Below are 22,766 nucleotides of genomic sequence, written 5' to 3'. Positions count from 1 at the left end.
AGCTGCAAACACCGTATATGCTTCACTGCTAAATCATGATGTTATGAACTGGATCACGCAGATTTGCTCACCAGACCTGTTTGGCCTTATAGATCCCGCCTAAAACCATATACTCCTGCTCACCATTTAACCCGCGGGGCAGCAAGGTATCGAAACAGACGATTTTTGTAAGGGGGACTTGTAACTCGACCACTTTGGGTCCAAAACGATATGCTTCGTCGACATCACTGCTGCAGGAACTGAGGTTATTCAGTAATAACACCGGCTGTTGCTGAACCTGGTATTTCGGTGCTTCAGTGCTGCCCCGATAGAGGGTCAGATGTTGTTGCAGTGGATACAAATGAGCCAGCTGATATTGGCAAAAACAATACAGCAGATCCAACTGTCCCACCAAATCATTCGTCTGGTAGGAGGCGCGGGCATACGCCTGCATATAACGCAGATAAGCTGCTGATTCAGAATCAGAAATGGGTTGATGGTGATAAACGGTTCGCAAGCCGAAACGGGATTCGACCCACTGGCGCCAAACTGCACCGGCATCACTGTCGGAATCAAACAACCAGCCCAGCAGTAGCTTCCGGTAGTGACTCTGTGGTCGCGGAACAGGGTCAGCATCCGGACGTGGGGCCAGTTGTGCCTCCGGCAACCGAAAACGAACCGCCATGTAGTCGTTGAAAATATCGACCCGCTGACGCGCATCAGGGCATACCACCAGTCGTTCAAATAACTCAGGATAAAAAGTTTCAATACCATCCAGTTGTAATGAAACGGGATATTGCTGATACGCCAGACTGGCCAGTACCGGTGCCGGCACATTACAGCGATTGAGCGGTAACGTCAGTTTTGCCAATAAACTCCGTTCTTCAGGTAATGGCAGCATCAGGCCACTCCGGCGTTAATTCCTGCATACTCGGCTGCAGGTAGTGCAACCGCTCTGCCAATGCGCAGATCTCATCATGCCAGTGAAGATGCTGACGCCAGTCTTCGCGAATGCCCCGATAACCGTAATAAGCCCCCGCCAGTTGGCCGGCTACCGCCGCGGTAGTATCGGCATCATCGCCCAGATTGGCAGCGGCCAGAATGCAGTCGGCATAACAGTGGGTATGCCAGAAACACCAGAGTGCAGCTTCCAGACTCTCCAATACATAACCGGTGCCTTTCAGATCCCGGTAGTTTTTATCGATAAATTCAAACGTCTGCAATGTCGCAATTGCATCAGTTTGTGGCAGATAAGACACAGATAACACACTTTCCTTATCGCCCCCCTGCAGCAAATTGATCAGATGAGCGGCCAACCAGCCACAAGCATCGACACACAGTGGTGCCGCGTGTGTTGTCCGTGAACTTTGTTTGGCGAAGTGGATGGCTTGTTGCGGTGACTGAGAAAAGGCAATCGGGATCGGCGCTAACCGCATGATAGAACCGTTGCCTGACGTCCAGCTGGCGGTCATGCCGGAAAAGGGATTGCCGCTTTTCTGGAAGCGTCTTAAGGCACTGGACACTGTGGTACCGATATCAAAACAGTTACCGATGCTGCTGAGATAGCCATTGTCATACCAGTCACAGTAGCGGTTCATCTGATCGGCGGCATCAAATCCTCCCCGCGCCAACAGGCTGTGTGCCATGCACAACGCCATCGAGGTATCATCAGTCCAGTATCCTTTCTGTAAACAGAAATGGCCGCCCCCCACCATATCGGTTAACGGTTTGAATGAACCTCTTGGCCGGAATTCCAGCGTGGTGCCAACCGCATCACCGACGGCCAGCCCGACCAGACAACCCAGCGCGCGATCCAATTCGCTGTGCATGTCATTCCCTCACAACATCCAATGTATCAGAGGGAGATGCAAGGTTTACACCGACGTTTCCTGTTTAAAAGAGCGAGACAGATAATTAATCAAGGAAGGTAATTCGAGAGGTCTGGCGTAATGATAACCCTGTATCTCTTCAATCCCCATTGCGGTTACGATCTCCAGCTCTGCAGACGACTCTACACCTTCGGCCACCACAGTCAGATCGAGATCGTGAGCCAATTCAGTGATATGTTTCAGTAGAGACAACTGACGACTATCAAGATGAACCTGCTGAATAAAAGACTTATCGATTTTCAATTTATCAACCGATAAATCCTTCAAATAAGCCAGCGATGAAAACCCGGTACCAAAATCGTCTAACGCAATCCGGATCCCCATTTGGCGGAGCGATTTTAATATTTGCTGACTCACCGAAAAATCATTTAATGCAATAGTTTCCGTTAGCTCAAGAACTAATTGTTCATAAACTATCGGGCTGTGCGCCATTAACTGTTGAATCCGATCTGGCAGATCCAGATTAAACAGAGAGTTAGAGAGATTAACCGCCACCGATAATCGTTCCAACTGCCAAAAAGGCAACTTGGATAAATCTGATTTTATTCGCTGGAATATCCAATCACCTAACGCATTCCCCATGCCATGCTCTTCTGCAATTTCAATAATTTCTGGCGGAGCGATATAACCGAATAATGAATGATTCCAACGTAATAACACTTCCAGACCTAATTTGTCTTTATTATCCAGTAAATGGATCGGCTGATAGCACAGATAGAGACTGGTTGTGTCAGGGTTCGTTAATTCGACATTTAGATGTGTCGCCAGCTCGCGGCGGCGCTGAAAATCACTCAGCATAACGCTATTGAAATATTGCAAATGGGTGGGATTCTTTTTGGCCGCCGATAAGGCCAAATCAGCAAACTGGAATAATTCAATAGAAGATGATGATTGTTCAGGGAAAAAACTAATTCCGCAACAGAGGTGTATTCGGTTGGCCGGATCATACCGTTTCACTTCTGTTTTTAATTGCTGCAAGGTCAGCGGTAATAGATGATAAATTTCATCATCGGTGAGCAACAGTGCAAACTCACTACCCCCTGTGCGTGCAATTAACGTCTGAGAGCTGAAGGTTTTTCTAAGTTTTTCACTGATCTGTTGTAATAATTCATCACCACTCTGATAGCCAAACAGATTATTAATCTCATGAAATCTAGTGATGTCAATCAAACAAAGATTTACGGAATATTTATTAATTCTTGCCTGGTGACAACGTTCTTTTAACAGTTGCTGAAAATACGCACGATTAATTAATTTTGTTAACGGATCATGCAATGATAAATACCAATGTTTGCGTGATTCACGAAATAATAAATAACTCATCAGCAAACTGATCAAGGAGACAACCGATAAAACCCAGGAAATTTGTTTAATCGTCACCGCAATATTATCAATACCGTGAGTCACGCCCGGGCCAGTAAAATTTTGTATCATTAACTGACGGATGGCTGGTTCATAGAGCAGAAGTTGCTTTTCCCATTCAGCTAACTGCGGCGAATCAGGCTTGGCGGGTAAATCAATTAACGCTTCATGAGCCTGAATTGATTTCAATACGTTCTGGACCAAAACTTCCGCACCAAACGCTTTTCTGACGGCCTCATTTTCAGAGCCGTGCAAAAAAACATCCATGCGATTCCAGACTACATCATAGGCAAGACTCAATTTTTCCGAAGAGCTCTGCCCCGCCCGATACAGTTGTAATTCCGAACAGAACTTCTGATATTCGAGTTCCAGTTGCGCCAATGACCAGGCACTTAAATTGGTGTGCGCAGTAATATCCTGCGACACTTTTTGAAAAGAAAACAGCGTACTGACCATACCACCGGCCATACCGATGATCAGAACACCTAATATGATGAATTTAGAGTAGAAATTCATTCATGACTCACACTGATAGATCTTAACTGCCAGATCATCGCACTGTGGTAAGTCGGCTTGTCTAACTCTGGGTGTTCGGTTAATGGATAAATCACCCAGATTGGCCCTTTGTTCCGACGGGACATTAATTTGCCATCTTGGGAGAATGCCAGTAACACATTGTATTTATAGGCGTCGGCGACAGCCAATGTCGTCACATAATCATTTAATGCGGTCGCTTTCAGTTTAACCGCATGCTGCAAGCCCACTTTGTCGAGAAGATCGCGTAATAACACCCCCGTATACGAGTGCGAACCATCCGTCCATGGTGTGGTGGTTACTACCGTTTTTTGTGGCAACGCTTGTAATTCAGCGAGGGTAAAATCTTTACTAGCCTGATCAGTTATCGTCAAAATAACCGGTGATACTGCTTTTTCTGGAACGTTCGCCTTAGCACTCTGAACCCAACTAAAGGTGGTAAACAACATACCGCACAAAAACGCTGCAACCGTTTTGTACTTATTTTTCATCATTAATTTCCATCCTATAGAAAAAGACTATTCATAAAACGAATAGCAGATGGAAAAAGATCATTCAAAATAGATGAATTATTGTCATACGAAATATGGGATCCGCGTAAATTAAGCTCGCAAATCAAGCTGTTGGATTGTTCCAGATGAACCATCTTCTTTCAGATAGACGCTGCTCGAACGCAATACCCCGAGACTGTCACCTTGGGTATTGCTGCCCACATTCTGGAACTGTGTCTCGACCGGATGCAGATAGATCGCCCCCACCCCCACCTGCGCCAAGGCCGTTAAACCTTGACCCGGACGCCAGATGGAAAGCTGTCCATAAATGGAATCGCCAGCATCAATAAAACCATTGCCATCTTCATCATATTGCGCCAGCTCCGCAAAACCATTCCCGCTCTGTGCACCGAACAGTTCGCTGCCGTTATCAATTTGTTGATTGCCATTTTTATCTAATGCCAGAAAATAGGAACCCTCGGATAACGTCGGTAACGACTCTTTGGTACCGTTGCTGTCGAGATCAAAATTAAACCGAGCCTCTTTTAAACCGGCCGCCTGCCCTTCCAGATTGATCACCAAGGGATCTTTCAACGCAGATTGTTTGGTTAACCGTTCCGATAATTTAAGGTCTTGGTAAGACATCGCAAACCCGAGATTAACCTTGATTGTTCGCCCATCGGCCGTTTGCACCTCGCCGTTGGCAGAAAACCGTAATTGTTCATTTTCTGCGGTCATTTCCGTGATTTTTACCTGATGATCAGGCTCTGCCGGAGCAGTTTGCTGCGAGGCAGGAGCACTGGCATCACTGGTCGCCCCGTTGCCACTGTCTGCCGTTTGACGGATCGGGTGCATCAGTTGAATTTTGGTGCCAAACAGTGACTCCAGAAGCATTTTCATCAATCGGGTATGCGAATCCAGAGACAAGTCGTCGTCTGACTCATCATTTGAAGTTTTTTGACTGGCATCTGACTCGGTTGTTTCCGCCGATGTTCCCGCCGTCGCTTTGCTTTTTGTCAGCTTGGCATCCGCCCCTGCCGGTAATGATAAGGCGGGCTGACGGTTTTTCGCGGCAGCTTTTTGCAAATCACTCCGGCTTAAACTGCCACCCCATTCATCACGGTTTTGCAGATGCACGGAGACACTCACATCTTGCTGACCTGCTTTGGCGATGGTGGGCAGTGTTTCCTGTTCCCGGACGGAGGATTGCTGATGTTCATAACGAGTCTTGAATGATAATGATTGCTGGGTAATTTGCATAACCGCTCCCGCGATACGACATGCAGATACTGGGCTGCATTTCAGTTATCGGCGGACGGCGGAAAATGTTTAATTTTTAAACAGCAAAAAACGTGTTTATTGTTAGATTTGTTATTTCAGAGAGCGCACCGATTCACGCGCAATCAGTTTCGGCTCCAGCGTGATCAGACGCGGTGCATCATCGGCGCCTTGAATCCGATCCAACAGGGTATCAACTGCCTGTCGACACAGCTCAGCCTGCGGTTGATGGATGGTGGTCAGCGGTGGCGTGAGGTAACGAGACAGTTCAATATCATCATACCCCACCACGGAAATATCCTGCGGCACGCGTAATCCGGCACGATAGAGCGCCTGATAGACACCCACGGCAGACACATCGTTACCGGCAAACACAGCACTCGGCGGTTCAGCCAACGCCAGCAACTGATGCATTCCGCTGATGCCGCCGGTGAATTCAAAGTCGCCTTCCACCACATATTCGGCCCGGAATGGAATATCCGCCTCTTCCAGCGCCTGACGATAGCCCTGCTGACGAGACTGGGCCGGCAATTTATCCAACGGGCCGGTGATCAGACCAATCCGACTGTGTCCCTGTTCGATCAGATGACGGGTTGCCAGATATCCCCCCAGAGCTGAATTGTCCTGGATCCGGTCGGCAATGGTGTTCAGCGGCCCCCAGTCCATCACTACGATAGGCACCGCCGGATGACGACCGAATACTTCCGCAGACGCCGAACGCGCTTCGGTGCACATCAGCAGCAAGCCATCAATCCGCTTTTGCAGTAAGACTTCCAGATTATGACTCAGCCGCTCAGGATCGCCTTCCGTGTTGCACAGCACCAGCGTATAGCCGCGCTGATAGCAGATCCGTTCCACTCCGGCGACAACTTCTGCAAAAAACGGGTTGTTGGAAGTGGTCACCATCATACCCAAGGTGCGCGTCTGATTGAGCTTCAGACTGCGCGCCAGAGCCGATGGCGAATAGTTCAGATCGGCCACCGCTTTCAAGATGCGCTCACGAATTTCGTCACTGACGAAACGGGTGTTATTCACCACATGCGATACGGTGGAAGTTGAAACACCCGCCAGGCGAGCGACATCTTTCATGGTGGCCAAAGCAGCTAACTCCTTGCAGCTAAAAACGCGTCTATCTCAGATCGTGTCGGGATCGAGGGTTGAGCACCGGACCGGGTCACGGAAATAGCCGCCGCCGCATGGGCAAAACGGATCGCCTGATGTACGGGCTGCCCATCTAATTGTGCACAGACGAATGCGCCATTAAAGGTATCGCCTGCCGCTGTCGTGTCCAGCGCCTGAACCCGGAAGCCCGGAATGAGTTCGCCTCTTCCCTGTTCACTCAGCCAGACGCCCTTTGCGCCCAGCGTAATTAATACCCTAGTAATACCATAGGCGTGAAGGATCTCGGATGCTTTTTGTGCATCCTGTTCTGTCTTGACTTCGATCCCCGTCAGCGCCTGCGCTTCAGTTTCATTCGGAGTGATCACATCCACCAGACGCAACAGCGACTCAGGCAAATGCTGCGCCGGTGCCGGATTCAGAATTACTTGGGTTCCGGCCGCTTTGGCCGCTTGTGCGGCAAATTCGATGGTATCCAGCGGGCTTTCCAGTTGCATCAGCAACACATCCGCCTCGGAAATCAATGATAAATGCGGTTGGACGTGTGTCGGCGTCAGTTCAGCATTGGCACCGGCGGAAATACCGATGCAGTTTTCGCCATCTGCCGAAACCCAGATCATGGCGACCCCGGTCGTGCTGCCTGCCACCGCCATCACCGCCTGGGTATCAATGCCGTCAGCCGCGAATTGGGCTTTCATTCTGGCACCAATATCATCGTCTCCCACACAGGCAATAAAGGCGATGTCTGCACCGGCTCGTCCTGCAGCCACGGCCTGATTAGCGCCTTTTCCACCATAGGCAATGTGATAGCCATGTCCGACCAAGGTTTCACCGGGTTTAGGGAATCGGGGAACAGACAGCACATGATCGGCATTCACACTACCAAGAACGACCAATTTTTTACTCATCTTCGGCTCCGGCAAAAAAAGTACCCGCACTGCGGCGGGTACGGGTTGTGATTATTTAGAAACGACTTTGAGTGGGACAGGAATATTGGCTGGTACAGTTTTGCCTTTCAGCACTTGATCGGCCGTTTCAACACCAATGGCCCCAATCTGATCAGGTTGTTGTGCCACTGTGGCCGCCATCTTGCCTTTCTGCACAGCTTTCACACCATCATCTGTGCCGTCAAAACCGACCACCAGCACCTTGTTCTTACCGGCTGCCTGCAATGCCCGGAGTGCACCCAACGCCATCTCATCATTCTGGGCAAAGACCGCCTGTACATCACCATGACCAGCTAACAGGTTTTCCATGACATTCAGCCCTTTGGTCCGATCGAAATCGGCAGGCTGGCTGGCAAGAATCTGGAAGCCGTGCGCATCCGCTGCTTGTTTGAATCCGGCGCCACGATCACGGGCCGCAGAGGTTCCGGCAATGCCTTCCAGCTCGATGATTTTGGCTTTATCGCCTAATTTTTTGGCAATAAATTCACCCGCCATCTTACCGCCGGCAATGTTGTCAGAAGCAATATGACTGACGACGGTGCCCTTATTGGCTCCACGATCCAGCGTCAGCACCGGCATTTTCGCCTTGTTGGCGATAGCAATGGCATTACCGACGGCATCAGAATCAGTTGGATTGATCAGCAGGATCTTGACGCCCCGAACCGTTAAATCTTCCACATTAGCCAGCTCTTTGGCCGGGTCATTCTGAGAGTCCAGCACCAGCAGGTTATAGCCCAGCTCTTTCGCCTTGTGCTCAGCCCCGTCTTTCAGGGTGACAAAGAACGGGTTATTCAGGGTAGAAACCACCAGTGCCATTGTATCTTTGGCCATAGCGGAAACTGATACGGAACTACTCAACACCACAGCAGAAACCAGAGTTGCTAATTTTTTCATATTCATAGCGTTTATCCTCGATTCGGGGGGTTATTTACTGCTCTTGTGATCAATCAATACTGCCAGCAGAATGACGGTCGCTTTGACAATCATCTGGTAGTAAGAAGAAACATCGAGCAAGTTCAGAGCGTTATTGAGAAAGCCGATAATGAAGGCACCGATCAGGGTTCCTGATATACGGCCCTTACCACCAGCGAGACTGGTACCGCCCAGAACTACGGCAGCGATAGCATCCAGCTCATAGCCTGTACCGGCGGTAGGTTGTGCTGATGACAGACGGGAGGTCACGATGATCCCCGCCAGCGCAGACAAGAAACCACACACGGCATAGACAATGATTTTGATCCGGTCGACATTGATACCGGAAAGACTGGTCGCGGCTTCATTACCCCCTAAGGCGTAAATGTAGCGACCAATACGAGTATGATTCAGCAGATACCAGCCGGCAGCGAACACGAACAACATCAGCCACACAGGAACCGGGATTCCGAACAGATAACCGGTCCCAAACCAGGCGAACGCATCCGCGGCATCGGAAAAGCCGGTGCTGATGGGGCGTCCTTCGGTAAAGACCAGCGTAGCGCCGCGCAACAGGGTCATAGTGACCAGTGTGGCAATGAATGCCTGCACCCGGCCTTTGGCAATGATGATGCCGCTGACACCTCCCAGAAACGCGCCGGCAAGTAATACCACCGGTATGGTCAGGAAGATCGACCATTCCTTATCCAGCATCGCGGCAGCAAAAGCGCCGGTTAACGCCAGCACCGATCCCACCGACAAATCAATGCCTGCGGTCAGGATGACCAGGGTCATCCCGACCGCCATAATGGCATTGACCGAAGTCTGCCGCAGAATGTTCAGCAGGTTATCGGCGGTAAAAAAATTAGGGTTTAATACAGATACCACCACGATCAGTATTAACAACGCGATCAGCGCTTTCTGCTCTAACCACCATTGTTTGCTGAACCAGCGGGATGAATCAGAAATAGGTTTAACGTTCATGGTTTGAGTACTCATGCTGCTTGTTGTCCTTCCGTTTTACCAACGGCACAGGCCATCAGTCGTTCTTGGGTCGCGTCAGCGCGATCAAAATCACCGCAAATTTTGCCTTCATGCATCACCAGGATCCGATCACTCATGCCCAGCACTTCCGGCATTTCCGACGAAACCAAAATGATGCTCAAGCCTTCTTGTTTGAACTGATTGATCAGCTGATAAATCTCTTTCTTGGCCCCCACATCGACACCGCGGGTCGGCTCATCCAGAATCAGCACCTTCGGCCGGGTCATCAAACCGCGGGCAATCGCCACTTTTTGCTGATTGCCACCGGAGAGCAGGCGGATCGGCTGCTGCATACTGGGAGTTTTGATATTAAACAGACGGATAAAATCCTGAACCGCTTGTTGTTCTGCGGCATGTTTCAGCCCCCAGACCGAGCTGAAATAATTCAGTGCGGTCAGCGTCATGTTTTCTTTCACCGACATGCCGAGCACCAGCCCGTCACCTTTGCGATCTTCCGAGATATAAACAATGCCGTGATCCAAGGCATCCTGAGTCGAACCAATCTGCAGCAGCTCGCCATCCAGAATTAATTCGCCTTCGGTTTTGGCATAGGCGCCATAGATCAGCTTCATCAACTCCGTGCGACCCGCGCCCATTAGGCCACAGACGCCTAATATTTCACTGCGATGCAAGGCAAAAGAGGCATCTTTAACACCCGCGCCAGAAAAACCATTCACCTGCAAACGCAGTTCACCCTGTGGCAGCTCAAGCCGGGGATATTGTTCCTCCAGCCGACGCCCTACCATCATTTCAATCAGGGAATCTTCGTCCAGCGAGGTCACACTGCGCTCCGCAATGAACTGGCCGTCTCGCAGCACCGTCACGTCGTCGCAAATCTCAAAAATCTCTTTTAACCGGTGGGAGATATACACGATGCCCCGCCCTTCGGCTCTCAATTCACGGATCACCGAGAACAACGCTTCCGTTTCGGTGTCCGTCAGGGCATCGGTCGGTTCGTCCATGATGATGACGCGGGAAGAAAAGCTCAGCGCTTTGGCGATCTCCACCATCTGTTGTGTGCCAATCGATAGCTCCCCCACCAACTTACGGCTGGAATGAGGCACTTTCAGACGCGCCAGCAATTTATCGGCTTCGTCGTACATTTTTTTCCAATCAATCCGCCCGAAAGGGGTCACGAATTCACGGCCTAAAAAAATGTTTTCCGCAATGGTTAAACCGGGGATCAGGTTTAACTCCTGATGAATGATACTGATCCCCGCCTCCTGTGACTGTTTCGGGCCACTAAAGCTCACTTCCTGATCTTGATAATGGATAGAGCCTGCATCCTTGCTGTAAATGCCGGTTAATACTTTCATCAGCGTCGATTTACCGGCGCCGTTTTCCCCGAGCAATGCCATCACCCGACCGGGATAAACGCTGAGTGATGCACCGGACAACGCTTTCACACCGGGAAATTGTTTATCGATACGCTGCATTTGAAGCAAGGTCTGCATAACGCCTCCTAGAACACGACGCCAGAGACAAAAATCACATTGGCATACGGCGTGCACTCACCGGTGCGCACCACCGCCTTGCTGGCGTGGGTCATTTGTTTGAATTCTTCATGCAGCACATAGTCAAAGTGGATCGGTTTGCCCTGCGCTTCGGCGATGTGATTCATATGCGCCAACAATTCAGCGTGTAACGCCGGGCTCACCTCGCTGAACTCTTTCGCCAGGATCACGCGTTCAATCTGCATCTCTTCGGTCGTCGCCCGTACCACATCCATGAAACTTGGAATGCCCTGACTAACCGCCAGATCGATACGTTCCGGGGCCGCCGGGATGGGTAAGCCGGCATCGGCAATCACCAGTTGATCGGTATGCCCCATGCAGGCAATCACATGAGACATCGGTGCATTCAACAACGCATGTTTTTTCATGATCCATGACTCTCCTGATAAGTTTGCAAAATCGTTAAATCGAGCAATCGCAACAGCAATATGAAGAGTCTCGACCAGAAGAAAATGCTTTTCCACCTTCCATTTTTAGAATTGTGATCATCATCGAAACGTTTCGATGAAGAGAGAGGGTGAATCGTGTTAGCAAAATGTAACAGCCAAGATAAAACCAAGGAAAAGAAGGTGAACGGAACCTGCTCAAAAAAGAGACACGGTCTGATGAGGCAGATGGAAGCTAAAGAGCAGAGATGTCGGGGTGAACAACATCTCTGACAGAGGGATTAATTCGACTGTTCCAGCAAGAAGGCATCCACCTCCTGTCGCGTCGGAACCGACGGTTGCGCGCCTTTTCGCGTCACCGAAATCGCGGCGGCGGCATGTGCAAAACGGATCGCCTCACGGATCGGTCGGCCTTCCAGCCAGCGTGTCACCAGCGCGCCGTTAAAGGTATCCCCTGCTGCAGTAGTATCCACAGCTCTGACACTAAATCCGGGAATGAGTTCGCCGACACCATTTTCACTTAAAAAGACCCCTTTCGCACCGAGGGTGATCAGCACGACTTTGATGCCATAGTCATGCAGCACATCGGCGGCGCGCTGGGCATCCTGCTCGGTTTTCACGGCCACACCGGTTAACACTTCCGCTTCGGTTTCGTTCGGTGTGATCACATCGACCAATTTCAGCAACGAGGCCGGCAATGAACTGGCCGGCGCCGGATTCAGCACCACCAGGGTGCCATGCGCTCTGGCATGTCTTGCCGCCGCCTCCACACCGGTGAGCGGCGTTTCCAGTTGCAGCAGTAACATCTGCGCATCGGCAATCAGAGGTAAATAGGGTTCCAGCCTTTCGATGGTCAGTGCGGCATTCGCACCCGCTGAAATACCGATACAATTCTCACCGCTGTCGGCCACCCAGATCATGGCCACGCCCGTATTCATGCCGGGAACAGACATGACCGCCTGAGTGTCGATGCCATCAAGGGTAAATTGTGTCCACATGCGCTGCCCTAAATCATCATCGCCCACGCAGGCAATGAACGACACATCCGCGCCCAGCCGCCCGGAGGCCACGGCCTGATTGGCCCCTTTACCACCGAACACGATTTGATAATCCTGCCCTTTCAGCGTTTCGCCCGGTTTCGGAAAACGGGGAACGGAAAGAATATGGTCGGCATTAACACTGCCCATGACTACCAGTTTCTTGTTCATGTCCACTCCTTAAAACACCACCCCGGAAACAAAAATCACATTCGCATACGGCGTACACTCCCCCGTTCTGACGACTGCGCGGCCAAGATGCGTGAGCTCTTTAAACTCCTCATGGCTGACATACTCAAAGGTAATAGTATGCCCCTGTTCCTCAGCAAGATGCTCAAGATGAGCCACCAGTTCGATATGCAGCGCCGGGCTGACTTCTGCAAATTCATGCGTCAGGATCACCTGTTCAATCTGCATTTCAGCCGTCACGGCCTGAACGACGTCCATAAATTTGGGCACCCCACGGCTGACAGCTAAATCAATCCGTTCGGGAGCGGCAGGAATGGGCAGCCCGGCATCACAAACCACCAACTGATCGGTATGTCCCATGGTGGCAATCACATGAGACAAAGGCGCATTCAGTAACACATGTTTTTTCATGGGCGTTCCCTCAGCAAGATCCAGAATCGAATGACGTCGTTTTAAGGTTGGACGATCAGTCGAATTTGTTCTGTGATCCAATCCAAAGGGCTTAAATCATTATTTCTGCCAGAATTTTTTTGTTATCTCCTCCTGCCGCTCAGATTCTGTCATACCGATATCTTTCAGCAGATGATCGGGCATTTCAGCCAGATAATAACGAGTCCTTCTGTTGTGCTGCCACCGGGATAGCCTTTCGCGAAATTTTGTTAGCTTATCTAATATATAATGCCCGATAATGCGGTGAGTATTGACGCCGTGGATACGGTCTTCTGTCTTGCAGTTCTGCATAGCACTGACTCCTTGTTACTGATGTGCAGAGGCAATCAGCATAGAAACAAGGCAGAATGCAGACAAACCAGATTAACTAAACAAACTATAAGATAAACTTATATGTCAAAATTATTCCATCGCCTGAAGTCGCTCTATGTGCTCGATTCCGTGCTGCAAACCGGCTCATTCAGCCGGGCCGCAGAAAGGCTCTATATGACGCAGTCTGCGGTCAGCCAGCACATCAAGCAGTTGGAGGATGAATTAGGGCCGTTGTTTATCCGCCAAACCCGGTCGCTGCAGCCCACGGAGCTTGCCGTTCATCTGCAATCACATTTGCAAAAAGGCTTTACGGAACTGGAACAAGGCTGGGCTCAGGCCAGCCAGCCGGCACAGAAAGTACTGACGATTTCGGTGTTGCCCTCCTTTGCCAGCAACTGGCTGATCCCCCGCTTAGAACGTTTCAGCACACAACATCCAGAGATTGAGCTGCGCCTGTCGATGACCGACCAGCAGGTGGATTTTGAACGCGCCAATATTGATGCCGGCATCCGCTATGGTTTGGGCAATTATCCAGATCTGATCACCCGCCATCTGATGGATGACTATCTTTTTCCTGTCATGAGCTGTCAGTTTCCACAGAATTTAACGCTGGATGAGTTAACGAATTACACCTTGATCCGCGATAACTCAGGCGAACACTTTAACTGGGAAGGCTGGCTGGCACTGGTTGGCAAAGCCGATTTGCAGCCGAAACGCTATCTGACCATCTTCGACAGCAGTATGATGATCAAAGCGGCAATGACCGGACAAGGCATTGCTCTGGGCAGACGCAGTCTGGTGCAGGATGAACTGATTTCCGGTTTGTTATGCCGCCCGTTTGCACAGGAACAGGAACTGAAAAGCCCGTTCTCTTATTATCTCGTCATGCCACCACGTTCGCGTCATCACAAGGAATTGAAGCTGTTTATCGCCTGGTTGACGGAAGAAATTAACCAGTTCAAAAAACTGTCGGAATCATAACGACGTATAATCTCTATCAACTTTGGTGCACTTGATGACGGATATGCAAATAACTCACGAAAACCCAATCTTGTTCTGGCAGCAGCAGTTGGAAAACTGGCTGGAGCAGCATCACACCGAGACTGATGGTGCCCACGATATTGCCCATTTCCGCCGTGTCTGGAAAACCGCACGCGCCTTGAATCAGGCTGAGGGTGGACAAGGCGATGAGTTGGTCTTGCTGGCGGCCGCTTATCTGCACGATATTGTTAGTTTGCCGAAAAATCACCCGGAGCGTCACTTAAGCTCCCGTCTGGCCGCCCGGGAAGCCGCCGTCATTTTGCTGGAGCTAGGGTTCCCGCAGAAAAAAATTAATGCGGTGGCCCATGCAATCGAAACACACAGTTTTTCTGCCAACTTGCCAGCAGAAACCTGGGAAGCCAAATTATTACAAGATGCCGACCGTATGGAAGCGCTTGGTGCCATCGGGCTGGCGCGAGTATTTTATACCTCCGGCCGGATGGAACGGGATATGTTTGATCCGTACGACCCATTGGCAAAACATCGTCAACTGGATGACATGCAATTCGCGCTCGATCATTTTTTTGTGAAGCTTTATAAGGTGGCCGATGGCATGCAAACCCAGGCCGGTCGGGACATGGCCAAACAACGTCGAAAATATCTGGAAGGGTATGTAAAACAATTACTCACGGAGCTGTAACTCGCCCATAAAAAAACCTGCCGCAGCAGGTTTTTTATAACGTAATAAACTTACGTCAGTATCAGTTAGCGAACGGTTACGTTCACTGCTGATGGGCCACGTTGGCCTTCTTCGATTTCAAAAGATACTGCCTGACCTTCAGCCAGAGTTTTGAAACCGGTAGACGCGATAGCAGAGAAGTGAACGAACACATCTTTACCACCGTTATCCTGAGACAGGAAGCCAAAACCTTTAGTTTCATTGAACCATTTAACTGAACCAGTTACTTTAGACATAACATTTTCCTAAGAAATAAATTGGTGCCGCAAAGGCAATAATGGCCAGATTTATCTGTCGATACTTATGGGGCACTGAGAAAATATTACTACAACGGCACAATCGATAAGAATGGGCAGGGTCTTAACTTCAATCAAAATGTCTTTCATAAATAGGTCTGATGTACAGGCCGAGGAAGATTAGAACACACGTAGTTGTTAATAGCGAGTTAATTCACCATCTATTTTTAATAAATCCAAGAATAATAAAAACACACCGTTCCTGAAAAATAAGCGGCCTAGACACCGAATGATGTCCAGGCCCTGATTTTATTACTGATTTATGCCTTCGGCGCTGAAGCGCGGATCAGGTAATCAAATGCGCCCAGAGAGGCTTTGGCACCCTCACCCATCGCGATGATGATCTGTTTGTAAGGCACGATGGTCGCATCACCGGCGGCAAAAACGCCTTCCACTGAGGTGTTACCATGTGCCCCGACGATGATCTCGCCACGGTTGCTTAATTCTACTTCGCTGCCTTTCAGCCAATCTGTATTCGGCAACAGACCGATCTGCACGAAGATCCCTTCCAGTTCTACCTTTTTACTTTCGTTGCTGGCCCGATCGGTGTAGGTAATGGCCGTGACTTTATTGCCATCGCCTAACACTTCAGTCGTCAACGCTTCGGTGATCACCGTGACATTGGGCAGGCTGCGTAACTTGCTTTGCAATACGGCATCGGCACGTAATTTACTGTCGAATTCCAGCAGCGTCACATGCGACACAATACCTGCCAGATCGATGGCCGCTTCGACACCGGAATTACCACCTCCAATCACCGCAACACGTTTGCCTTTAAACAGCGGGCCATCGCAGTGTGGGCAATAAGCAACCCCTTTATTGCGGTACTCTTTCTCGCCCGGCACGTTCATTTCACGCCAGCGGGCACCTGTGGCCAGAATGACCGATTTACTCTTCAGTACAGCCCCATTTTGCAGCGTGACTTCGACAAACTCCGCACCGCGGTGCAGTTTGGCAGCCCGCTGCAGATTCATGATATCCACGTCATACTCTTTAACGTGTTGTTCGAGCGCTGTAGCCAGTTTCGGGCCTTCCGTTTCTTTAACAGAAATGAAGTTTTCGATGCTCATGGTGTCAAGCACCTGACCGCCAAAGCGTTCCGCTACAACACCGGTGCGGATCCCTTTACGGGCAGCATAGATAGCAGCGGCAGAACCAGCCGGGCCACCCCCCACGACTAATACATCAAACGGCGCTTTTTCATTGATCTTCACGGCTTCACGTTCAGACGCACCGGTATCCAGTTTCGCAACGATCTCTTCCGCGCTCATACGTCCCTGACCGAACACCTGACCATTCAGAAATACGGTCGGTACTGCCATGATCTGACGGGCGCTCACTTCATCTTGGAATAAGGCACCATCGATCATCGTGTGACGAATGCGGGGATTGATCACTGACATCATATTCAGCGCCTGAACGACATCCGGGCAGTTCTGACAAGTCAGCGAAATATAGGTTTCAAAATGATATTCCCCCGGTAAAGTGCGGATCTGTTCCAGCAAGTCAGCATCGGCTTTCGGTGGATGCCCCCCGACTTGCAACAGCGCCAGTACCAGAGAAGTAAATTCGTGCCCCATCGGCAAACCGGCAAAGGCCACGCCCATGTCGGAACCGATACGGTTTAAGGCAAAAGAAGGCTTCCGCGCTGCTGCATCAGCAGACTCACGCAGGGAAATCTTATCGGATTGTTCAGCAATATCGTTCAGCAGTGACTGTAACTCGCGAGAGGAATCACTGTCATCAAGGGACGCGATGATTTCGATCGGCTGAGTCACATTGGCCAGATAGCCTTTTAATTGAGTTTTTACATTTGCGTCTAACATAATGAGTCTCGTCTCGTGAATTACGGCTAAGAAAAAAATGCCGGGCTAACCCGGCATTTTGTTGCGCTAGATTAGATCTTCCCAACCAGGTCGAAAGATGGCGCCAGTGTGGCTGCACCTGGAGTCCATTTAGCTGGGCAAACTTCACCCGGATGTGAGGCAACATACTGAGCAGCCTGAACTTTACGCAGCAGTTCTTTGGCGTCACGACCGATACCGTTGTCATGGATTTCGCACAGTTTGATCTGACCTTCTGGGTTGATCACGAAGGTACCACGCAGTGCCAGACCTTCTTCTTCGATCATCACGTCAAAGTTACGGGTAATCGCGCCAGTTGGGTCGCCAACCAGTGGGTACTGTACTTTACCGATGGTGTCAGAAGTGTCGTGCCATGCTTTGTGAGTGAAGTGAGTGTCAGTAGACACACCGTAGATCTCTACGCCCAGTTTCTGGAATTCAGCGTAGTTGTCAGCCAGATCGCCCAGCTCAGTCGGACAAACGAAGGTGAAGTCAGCTGGGTAGAAGAAGACAACAGACCATTTGCCTTTCAAATCTTCCTGAGATACGGGTACAAATTTGCCATTGTGATAAGCGGTAGCAGCAAATGGTTTAACTTCAGTGTTAATCAAAGACATGTGGAGCTCCTTCATTGAGTTATCTAGTCGATTCGAGTGCGTCGCATCTCGATGGAATTAATACTGAACCAGAATGACAATTTCAGCCAATAGTTGTGAACTATTTGTTTAATAGGTTTTACCTATGTAACAACAAAGAATAAAAATTTAAACCTTTGAATACACCAAATAATCGACTGACGCCACAAACACAAAAAGCTCCATAACGGAGCTTTTTGAATACAAAATCAAGCAATAACGATTAAGCGACCTGGGCTTTGGCCAGTTCCACATAAATATCACGCAACCGCAAGGCGATCGGGCCGGGTTTACCATCGCCAACAGGTTTGCCATCGATGCTGACCACCGGCCACACAAAGGTGGTCGCGGAGCTGATGAAGGCTTCCTTGGCGTGATAGGCTTCATCCGGTGTGAACAGACGCTCTTCCACTTTGATGCCATCGCGCGCCGCCAGTTCCAGCAAGGCTTTGCGGGTGATACCGTGCAGAATATCGTTGCTTAACGGACGGGTCACCACTGTGTTGTCAGCCAGCACAATGTAGGCATTGCTGGAACTGCCTTCGGTGATAAAGCCGTTTTCGACCAGAAAGGCATCATCGGCATCATTGGCGTGGGCATACTCTTTGGCCAGACACGGCGCCAGTAAGCCGACCGTTTTGATGTCACGGCGATGCCAGCGGATGTCCGGCATGGTCACCACCTTGATCCCGGTTTTCACTTTCGGGCTGTCAATCACTGCCCGCGACTGAGTGAACAGAACCAGTGTCGGTTTGACCTCGGCGCCCGGAAACGCAAAATCACGATCGCCGGCATTACCGCGGCTGATCTGCAGATAAATACCGCCTTCCACCAGATGATTCTTTTGGATCAGCTCTTCATGGATCGATTTCAACTGTGCGGCGGCAACCGGCATTGCCAGTGACAATTCCCGACAGGAACGTTGCAGACGCTCAAGGTGCCCGTCAAATTCCACCAGTTTACCGTTCAACACCGCCGTCACTTCATACACAGCATCGGCAAACAGAAAGCCACGATCAAATACCGATACCTTGGCATCGGCTTCATTAACATACTGACCATCAACATAAACGATGCGACTCATGGCCGACTCCTTAATATTCAATTTAATTTAGCCCCACAATGCCGCATCGGGTGCCTGCATCAGGTTATCGGAATAATCAAAACCGGGTTCCCGATCTTTTTGCAGCAGTAACGGGCCGTCCAGATCCACGACCTGAGCCCCCTGTGCCACCACAAAGGCCGGAGCCATCGCCAGCGAGGTTGCCAACATACAACCCACCATGATCTTCATGCCAGCCGCTTCCGCTTGCTTACGCAGCTCAAGTGCTTCGGTCAGACCACCGGTTTTATCCAGCTTGATGTTGATCATGTCGTAACGCCCCACCAATTCATGCAAGGTGGAACTGTCGTGACAAGATTCATCGGCGCAAATGGGAATGGGACGCGGCAATACCGCCAGAATGGCGTCGTCACCCGCGGGCAGCGGTTGTTCGATCATCTCAACACCCAGCTGCTGTAATTCGGGGATCAGCTCGCGGTAAATCTGCTCATTCCAGCCTTCATTGGCATCGACGATGATACGTGCAGCAGGTGCACCTTTCCGCACCGCCGCCACACGTTCCAAATCACCGGCCCCTGCCAGTTTCAGCTTTAACAAGGGGCGGAACGCGTTCTCTTCGGCCGCGCGCTGCATATTTTCCGGTGTATCCAGCGACAAGGTATAAGCCGTCAATAAAGGCTCGGGCTCTGCTTGTTGCAGGCGCTGCCAGATCCGCTGCCGGTACTGTTTGCTTTCCAGATCCCAGAAGGCACAATCGAGTGCATTCCGCGCCGCCCCAGCCGGCAACGCCGATTGCAGAGCCTGACGATCCAACCCATCGCGAATGGCCGGGATCAACGCTTCAATCTGCGTCATCACCCCCGATACAGACTCACCGTAACGGGCATACGGCACACATTCACCGCGTCCGGTAACGCCCTCTTGCGTGAGTTCTACCACCACCACCTCGGCGGCCGTCTTGCTGCCGCGCGAGATGGTGAATGAGCCTCGGATCGGCCAGCTTTCGCTAAATACCCGGATTTCCATACTCATCCACCCATTGGCTTACAGTTGATCGACGATGCGGCCCATTCCCTGACGGAATGGATCGACGGTAGGCAGGCCATATTTCTCTTCGATATCGGCCATCAGTGCAATCGCCTCTTTCTCAGACAATTTAGCGGTGTTAACCGAGATACCCACAAAACGAGCATTTGGATTGGTCAGTTTGGCCATCGCCAGATTCAGCGCCATGCACTCACCCAGATCCACGATTGGGTAATCGACGCCACGCATAGTAGTGCGAGTTGGTTCGTGACACAGCACCAGTGCATCCGCTTGTGCACCATGAATAATACCGGTCGTAACACCTGCAAATGAGGGGTGGAACAGGGAACCCTGACCTTCGATCACATCCCAGTGATCGGCATCGTTCGCTGGCGCCAGCACTTCCACCGCACCCGCCACGAAATCAGACACCACGGCATCGATGCTGACACCAGCGCCGCTGATCAAAATACCGGTCTGGCCAGTGGCACGGAACGTTGCTTTCATGCCGCGTTCCAGCATCTCTTTTTCAATCGCCAGTGCGGTGTACATTTTGCCGCAAGAGCAGTCGGTACCCACCGGCAACAGACGTTTGCCTTCGCGTTTTTTACCGTTGGCAACCGGGAAAGTCTGCGTTGGATGACGCACGTCAAACAGTTTACGACCCAGCTTGTCAGCCAGTGCTTTGATTTCTGGCACGTCAGTCAGACGATTGTGCAGACCAGACGCCAGATCCATACCGGCTTCCAATGCTTCCTTCAGAATGGAAATCCATTTATCCGAGATGATCCCGCCGCGATTGGCAACACCAATCACCAGTGTTTTTGCCCCAGCGGCCTTGGCTGCGGCGATATCCATATCTGGCAGTTCACAATCGGCATGACAATCTTCCATGCGCAATTGCCCCACACAATATTCCGGGTGCCACTGTTTAATACCAATAGCAACTTTTGCTGCTAATACATCATGGGCATCACCTAAGAACAGCAGATAAGGTTTTTTAATTTCCATATTGTTTATCCTCACAGAGAAATATTATTGACTGACAAAGCGATGCCTCACCGGCAAATATATCGTCGGCTAAAAACCTCGTCGCACTTTGTTATGCAAATAATAAATACAGCAAAACAATATTGTCAATATCAACAAAAATACAGAACTAAAAACCAATCAACAAACAAAACACCAGAACATACATCCATAAACTATCAAAAAATAAAAATAAAAAACCAAAAATAATTTAAAGAATATATATTTCCAGATTTTTATAATTTACAAAAACAACAACATATTGATTTTAAATCACTTTATTGAAACGCATTGCAATCTGGCATTACATGAACTTTCTAACCAAAAAGAGGAAAATACACAAAGACGGATCGCCAATATGGTGCAAAATTGATTTTTAAAACCATTGCCTATTTAGCTTCATTATTCGATTTTGCTAAAAAATAGATTATTTCGATATTTTAAATTAATAAATAATAAAAAAAGCATTCCAATAAGATTTTTATTTTTTATTTCACAACAAATCAGAATAAACAACAAATTAAGAGCGAAAAAACCAGCATTTTTGACATGACAAACAAAAATCTGTAAGCATGTATGACTATATTATTTCAGATTTATAGTCAGATCATTTGTCGGAGTGAACCATGTTAACCGCAAGAGCAGAAATTAATTTAAATGCACTACAGCATAATTTTCTGACCCTAAAAGCCTTGAGCCCGAAGAGCAGGCTGATTGCGGTCATCAAAGGCAATGCCTATGGACATGACGCCAGCCTGGTTGCGCACACCCTGCAACAGGCCGACGCCTTCGCGGTGGCTCGCATCGAAGAAGCGGTCGCCTTGCGTCAAGCCGGGATCCCACAGCCGATTGTCTTGCTGGAAGGCTGTTTCTGTCTGGAAGATCTCTATCTGGCCGCACAACATCAGTTCCAGCCGGTGATCCACCATGCCGGGCAACTCGCGGATATCTTGTCAGCCACTTTGCCTAACCCCATCAAAGTATGGCTGAAAATTGATACCGGCATGCATCGGATCGGCGTATTTCCAGAGCAGGTAGCCCACTACGTGACGCAATTATCCCACTCCCCGAACGTGCGTGATGAGGTCGGTTTTGTCAGTCATTTTTATCAGGCAGATGAACTGAACCAGCCTACGACGCTGGAACAATTAGCACGCTTCATTAACGCGACTGCACCTTTTCCCGGTGAAAAAAGCCTGTCTAATTCAGCCGGGGTTTTGTATTGGTCCGACGCTCACTTTGATTGGGTTCGCCCGGGTATCGCACTTTACGGCATCTCACCCCGTGCAGATAGCACAGGAATTGCAGAAGGATTGCAGCCTGTGATGACGCTGAAAAGCACGCTGATTTCGGTCAGAGAGCACAAGGCCGGCGAAAGCATTGGTTATGGCGGCCACTGGATCGCGAAACGGGATACCCGGATCGGGGTCATTGCCATGGGATACGGTGATGGTTATCCACGCACGGCACCGGCAGGAACCCCCGTATTGGTCAATGGTCGCAAGGTACCGTTAGTCGGGCGCGTCTCAATGGATATGATGACCGTGGATTTGGGGCCTGACAGCAAGGATCAGGTGGGGGATGATGTCACGCTGTGGGGCATCGGCTTACCCGCGGAAGAGGTTGCCCGTCATATCGGCACCATTGCTTATGAACTGGTCATCAAAATCACAGGCCGCGTCGCCCGACACATACTAAAAACCGGATAAT

General features: G+C 50.0%; 23 protein-coding genes. 3 read left to right on the top strand and 20 right to left on the bottom strand.

The window, feature by feature from the left end:
* Positions 1-67: 67 nt before the first annotated feature.
* From H027_RS0111285 to H027_RS17770, 14 genes are all read right to left on the bottom strand, one after another.
* A complete protein-coding gene (locus tag H027_RS0111285; protein WP_024872566.1) occupies positions 68-880 on the bottom strand; it encodes an NAD(+)--dinitrogen-reductase ADP-D-ribosyltransferase in 813 nt (270 codons plus the stop codon).
* Entirely contained in the window at positions 864-1,808 is a 945-nt protein-coding gene (locus H027_RS0111280; protein WP_024872565.1) for an ADP-ribosylglycohydrolase family protein, read from the bottom strand. The genes H027_RS0111285 and H027_RS0111280 overlap by 17 nt, the downstream gene beginning before the upstream one ends.
* 45 nt (positions 1,809-1,853) lie before the next feature.
* Entirely contained in the window at positions 1,854-3,746 is a 1,893-nt protein-coding gene (locus tag H027_RS0111275) for a putative bifunctional diguanylate cyclase/phosphodiesterase (RefSeq protein ID WP_024872564.1), read from the bottom strand.
* Positions 3,743-4,258: a putative pterin-binding protein gene (locus tag H027_RS0111270; RefSeq protein ID WP_081741474.1), complete on the bottom strand. Its 516-nt coding sequence runs from the start codon at positions 4,256-4,258 to the stop codon at positions 3,743-3,745. Before H027_RS0111270 ends, H027_RS0111275 begins: the two co-directional genes overlap by 4 nt.
* Before the next feature lie 108 nt (positions 4,259-4,366).
* Positions 4,367-5,515, bottom strand: coding sequence for a hypothetical protein (locus tag H027_RS17775; RefSeq protein WP_024872562.1), 1,149 nt, complete (start codon positions 5,513-5,515; stop codon positions 4,367-4,369).
* 111 nt (positions 5,516-5,626) lie between these two features.
* Complete coding sequence (locus tag H027_RS0111260; protein ID WP_081741473.1) at positions 5,627-6,631, bottom strand: substrate-binding domain-containing protein; 1,005 nt, start codon at positions 6,629-6,631, stop codon at positions 5,627-5,629.
* Positions 6,632-6,636: 5 nt separating this feature from the next.
* Positions 6,637-7,560 (bottom strand): ribokinase, encoded by a 924-nt coding sequence (gene rbsK, locus H027_RS0111255; protein WP_024872560.1) that lies wholly within the window; start codon positions 7,558-7,560, stop codon positions 6,637-6,639.
* A 51-nt stretch (positions 7,561-7,611) separates the two neighbouring features.
* Positions 7,612-8,493 (bottom strand): ribose ABC transporter substrate-binding protein RbsB, encoded by an 882-nt coding sequence (gene rbsB, locus H027_RS0111250; RefSeq protein WP_202593482.1) that lies wholly within the window; start codon positions 8,491-8,493, stop codon positions 7,612-7,614.
* Positions 8,494-8,523: 30 nt separating this feature from the next.
* Positions 8,524-9,510 carry a ribose ABC transporter permease gene (gene rbsC / locus H027_RS0111245; RefSeq protein WP_024872558.1) on the bottom strand — a complete coding sequence of 329 codons (987 nt, stop codon included), beginning with the start codon at positions 9,508-9,510 and terminating at the stop codon, positions 8,524-8,526.
* Positions 9,507-11,009, bottom strand: a complete 1,503-nt coding sequence (gene rbsA / locus H027_RS0111240) for a ribose ABC transporter ATP-binding protein RbsA (RefSeq protein ID WP_024872557.1) — start codon at positions 11,007-11,009, stop codon at positions 9,507-9,509. Before rbsA ends, rbsC begins: the two co-directional genes overlap by 4 nt.
* 8 nt (positions 11,010-11,017) lie before the next feature.
* Complete coding sequence (gene rbsD, locus H027_RS0111235; RefSeq protein ID WP_024872556.1) at positions 11,018-11,437, bottom strand: D-ribose pyranase; 420 nt, start codon at positions 11,435-11,437, stop codon at positions 11,018-11,020.
* A gap of 299 nt (positions 11,438-11,736) precedes the next feature.
* On the bottom strand, positions 11,737-12,663 hold the full coding sequence (rbsK, locus tag H027_RS0111230) for a ribokinase (RefSeq protein ID WP_024872555.1): 927 nt from the start codon (positions 12,661-12,663) through the stop codon (positions 11,737-11,739).
* Positions 12,664-12,672: 9 nt separating this feature from the next.
* Positions 12,673-13,092: a D-ribose pyranase gene (rbsD, locus tag H027_RS0111225; protein WP_024872554.1), complete on the bottom strand. Its 420-nt coding sequence runs from the start codon at positions 13,090-13,092 to the stop codon at positions 12,673-12,675.
* A 99-nt stretch (positions 13,093-13,191) separates the two neighbouring features.
* Entirely contained in the window at positions 13,192-13,422 is a 231-nt protein-coding gene (locus H027_RS17770; protein ID WP_024872553.1) for a DUF1127 domain-containing protein, read from the bottom strand.
* A 102-nt stretch (positions 13,423-13,524) separates the two neighbouring features.
* On the opposite strand from H027_RS17770, the gene H027_RS0111215 reads away from it, so the two are divergent.
* Positions 13,525-14,424 carry a LysR substrate-binding domain-containing protein gene (locus tag H027_RS0111215; RefSeq protein ID WP_024872552.1) on the top strand — a complete coding sequence of 300 codons (900 nt, stop codon included), beginning with the start codon at positions 13,525-13,527 and terminating at the stop codon, positions 14,422-14,424.
* 34 nt (positions 14,425-14,458) lie between these two features.
* Positions 14,459-15,124 carry an HD domain-containing protein gene (locus H027_RS0111210; RefSeq protein ID WP_237657946.1) on the top strand — a complete coding sequence of 222 codons (666 nt, stop codon included), beginning with the start codon at positions 14,459-14,461 and terminating at the stop codon, positions 15,122-15,124.
* Between the two features lie 65 nt (positions 15,125-15,189).
* Here the strand turns inward: H027_RS0111210 and cspE are convergent, their stop codons facing one another.
* The 6 genes from cspE to dgcN all read right to left on the bottom strand — a co-directional run bounded on the left by cspE (position 15,190) and on the right by dgcN (position 21,038).
* A complete protein-coding gene (gene cspE, locus H027_RS0111205) occupies positions 15,190-15,399 on the bottom strand; it encodes a transcription antiterminator/RNA stability regulator CspE (RefSeq protein WP_024872550.1) in 210 nt (69 codons plus the stop codon).
* Positions 15,400-15,719: 320 nt separating this feature from the next.
* Positions 15,720-17,285, bottom strand: coding sequence for an alkyl hydroperoxide reductase subunit F (gene ahpF, locus H027_RS0111200; RefSeq protein WP_024872549.1), 1,566 nt, complete (start codon positions 17,283-17,285; stop codon positions 15,720-15,722).
* A 71-nt stretch (positions 17,286-17,356) separates the two neighbouring features.
* Positions 17,357-17,920 (bottom strand): alkyl hydroperoxide reductase subunit C, encoded by a 564-nt coding sequence (gene ahpC / locus H027_RS0111195; protein WP_024872548.1) that lies wholly within the window; start codon positions 17,918-17,920, stop codon positions 17,357-17,359.
* Between the two features lie 241 nt (positions 17,921-18,161).
* Complete coding sequence (locus tag H027_RS0111190; RefSeq protein ID WP_024872547.1) at positions 18,162-19,022, bottom strand: D-amino-acid transaminase; 861 nt, start codon at positions 19,020-19,022, stop codon at positions 18,162-18,164.
* 27 nt (positions 19,023-19,049) lie between these two features.
* On the bottom strand, positions 19,050-20,027 hold the full coding sequence (gene dgcA, locus H027_RS0111185) for an N-acetyl-D-Glu racemase DgcA (protein ID WP_024872546.1): 978 nt from the start codon (positions 20,025-20,027) through the stop codon (positions 19,050-19,052).
* Positions 20,028-20,045: 18 nt separating this feature from the next.
* Complete coding sequence (dgcN, locus tag H027_RS0111180) at positions 20,046-21,038, bottom strand: N-acetyltransferase DgcN (RefSeq protein WP_024872545.1); 993 nt, start codon at positions 21,036-21,038, stop codon at positions 20,046-20,048.
* Positions 21,039-21,682: 644 nt separating this feature from the next.
* Between dgcN and alr the strand changes: the two genes are divergently transcribed.
* A complete protein-coding gene (gene alr / locus H027_RS0111175; RefSeq protein ID WP_024872544.1) occupies positions 21,683-22,765 on the top strand; it encodes an alanine racemase in 1,083 nt (360 codons plus the stop codon).
* Position 22,766: the final 1 nt, after the last annotated feature.

Source organism: Tolumonas lignilytica (assembly GCF_000527035.1).
Classification (GTDB): domain Bacteria; phylum Pseudomonadota; class Gammaproteobacteria; order Enterobacterales; family Aeromonadaceae; genus Tolumonas; species Tolumonas lignilytica.
The sequence above is the reverse complement of the archived record's forward strand: the minus strand, read 5'-3'. Positions and strand labels throughout refer to the sequence as shown.

Coding starts and splice junctions, on each gene's coding strand:
- H027_RS0111285 (WP_024872566.1), bottom strand. CDS start 880: ATGCTGCCATTACCTGAAGAACGGAGTTTATTGGCAAAACTGACGTTA.
- H027_RS0111280 (WP_024872565.1), bottom strand. CDS start 1,808: ATGCACAGCGAATTGGATCGCGCGCTGGGTTGTCTGGTCGGGCTGGCC.
- H027_RS0111275 (WP_024872564.1), bottom strand. CDS start 3,746: ATGAATTTCTACTCTAAATTCATCATATTAGGTGTTCTGATCATCGGT.
- H027_RS0111270 (WP_081741474.1), bottom strand. CDS start 4,258: ATGATGAAAAATAAGTACAAAACGGTTGCAGCGTTTTTGTGCGGTATG.
- H027_RS17775 (WP_024872562.1), bottom strand. CDS start 5,515: ATGCAAATTACCCAGCAATCATTATCATTCAAGACTCGTTATGAACAT.
- rbsK (WP_024872560.1), bottom strand. CDS start 7,560: ATGAGTAAAAAATTGGTCGTTCTTGGTAGTGTGAATGCCGATCATGTG.
- rbsB (WP_202593482.1), bottom strand. CDS start 8,493: ATGAAAAAATTAGCAACTCTGGTTTCTGCTGTGGTGTTGAGTAGTTCC.
- rbsC (WP_024872558.1), bottom strand. CDS start 9,510: ATGAGTACTCAAACCATGAACGTTAAACCTATTTCTGATTCATCCCGC.
- rbsA (WP_024872557.1), bottom strand. CDS start 11,009: ATGCAGACCTTGCTTCAAATGCAGCGTATCGATAAACAATTTCCCGGT.
- rbsD (WP_024872556.1), bottom strand. CDS start 11,437: ATGAAAAAACATGCGTTGTTGAATGCACCGATGTCTCATGTGATTGCC.
- rbsK (WP_024872555.1), bottom strand. CDS start 12,663: ATGAACAAGAAACTGGTAGTCATGGGCAGTGTTAATGCCGACCATATT.
- rbsD (WP_024872554.1), bottom strand. CDS start 13,092: ATGAAAAAACATGTGTTACTGAATGCGCCTTTGTCTCATGTGATTGCC.
- H027_RS17770 (WP_024872553.1), bottom strand. CDS start 13,422: ATGCAGAACTGCAAGACAGAAGACCGTATCCACGGCGTCAATACTCAC.
- H027_RS0111215 (WP_024872552.1), top strand. CDS start 13,525: ATGTCAAAATTATTCCATCGCCTGAAGTCGCTCTATGTGCTCGATTCC.
- H027_RS0111210 (WP_237657946.1), top strand. CDS start 14,459: ATGACGGATATGCAAATAACTCACGAAAACCCAATCTTGTTCTGGCAG.
- cspE (WP_024872550.1), bottom strand. CDS start 15,399: ATGTCTAAAGTAACTGGTTCAGTTAAATGGTTCAATGAAACTAAAGGT.
- ahpF (WP_024872549.1), bottom strand. CDS start 17,285: ATGTTAGACGCAAATGTAAAAACTCAATTAAAAGGCTATCTGGCCAAT.
- ahpC (WP_024872548.1), bottom strand. CDS start 17,920: ATGTCTTTGATTAACACTGAAGTTAAACCATTTGCTGCTACCGCTTAT.
- H027_RS0111190 (WP_024872547.1), bottom strand. CDS start 19,022: ATGAGTCGCATCGTTTATGTTGATGGTCAGTATGTTAATGAAGCCGAT.
- dgcA (WP_024872546.1), bottom strand. CDS start 20,027: ATGGAAATCCGGGTATTTAGCGAAAGCTGGCCGATCCGAGGCTCATTC.
- dgcN (WP_024872545.1), bottom strand. CDS start 21,038: ATGGAAATTAAAAAACCTTATCTGCTGTTCTTAGGTGATGCCCATGAT.
- alr (WP_024872544.1), top strand. CDS start 21,683: ATGTTAACCGCAAGAGCAGAAATTAATTTAAATGCACTACAGCATAAT.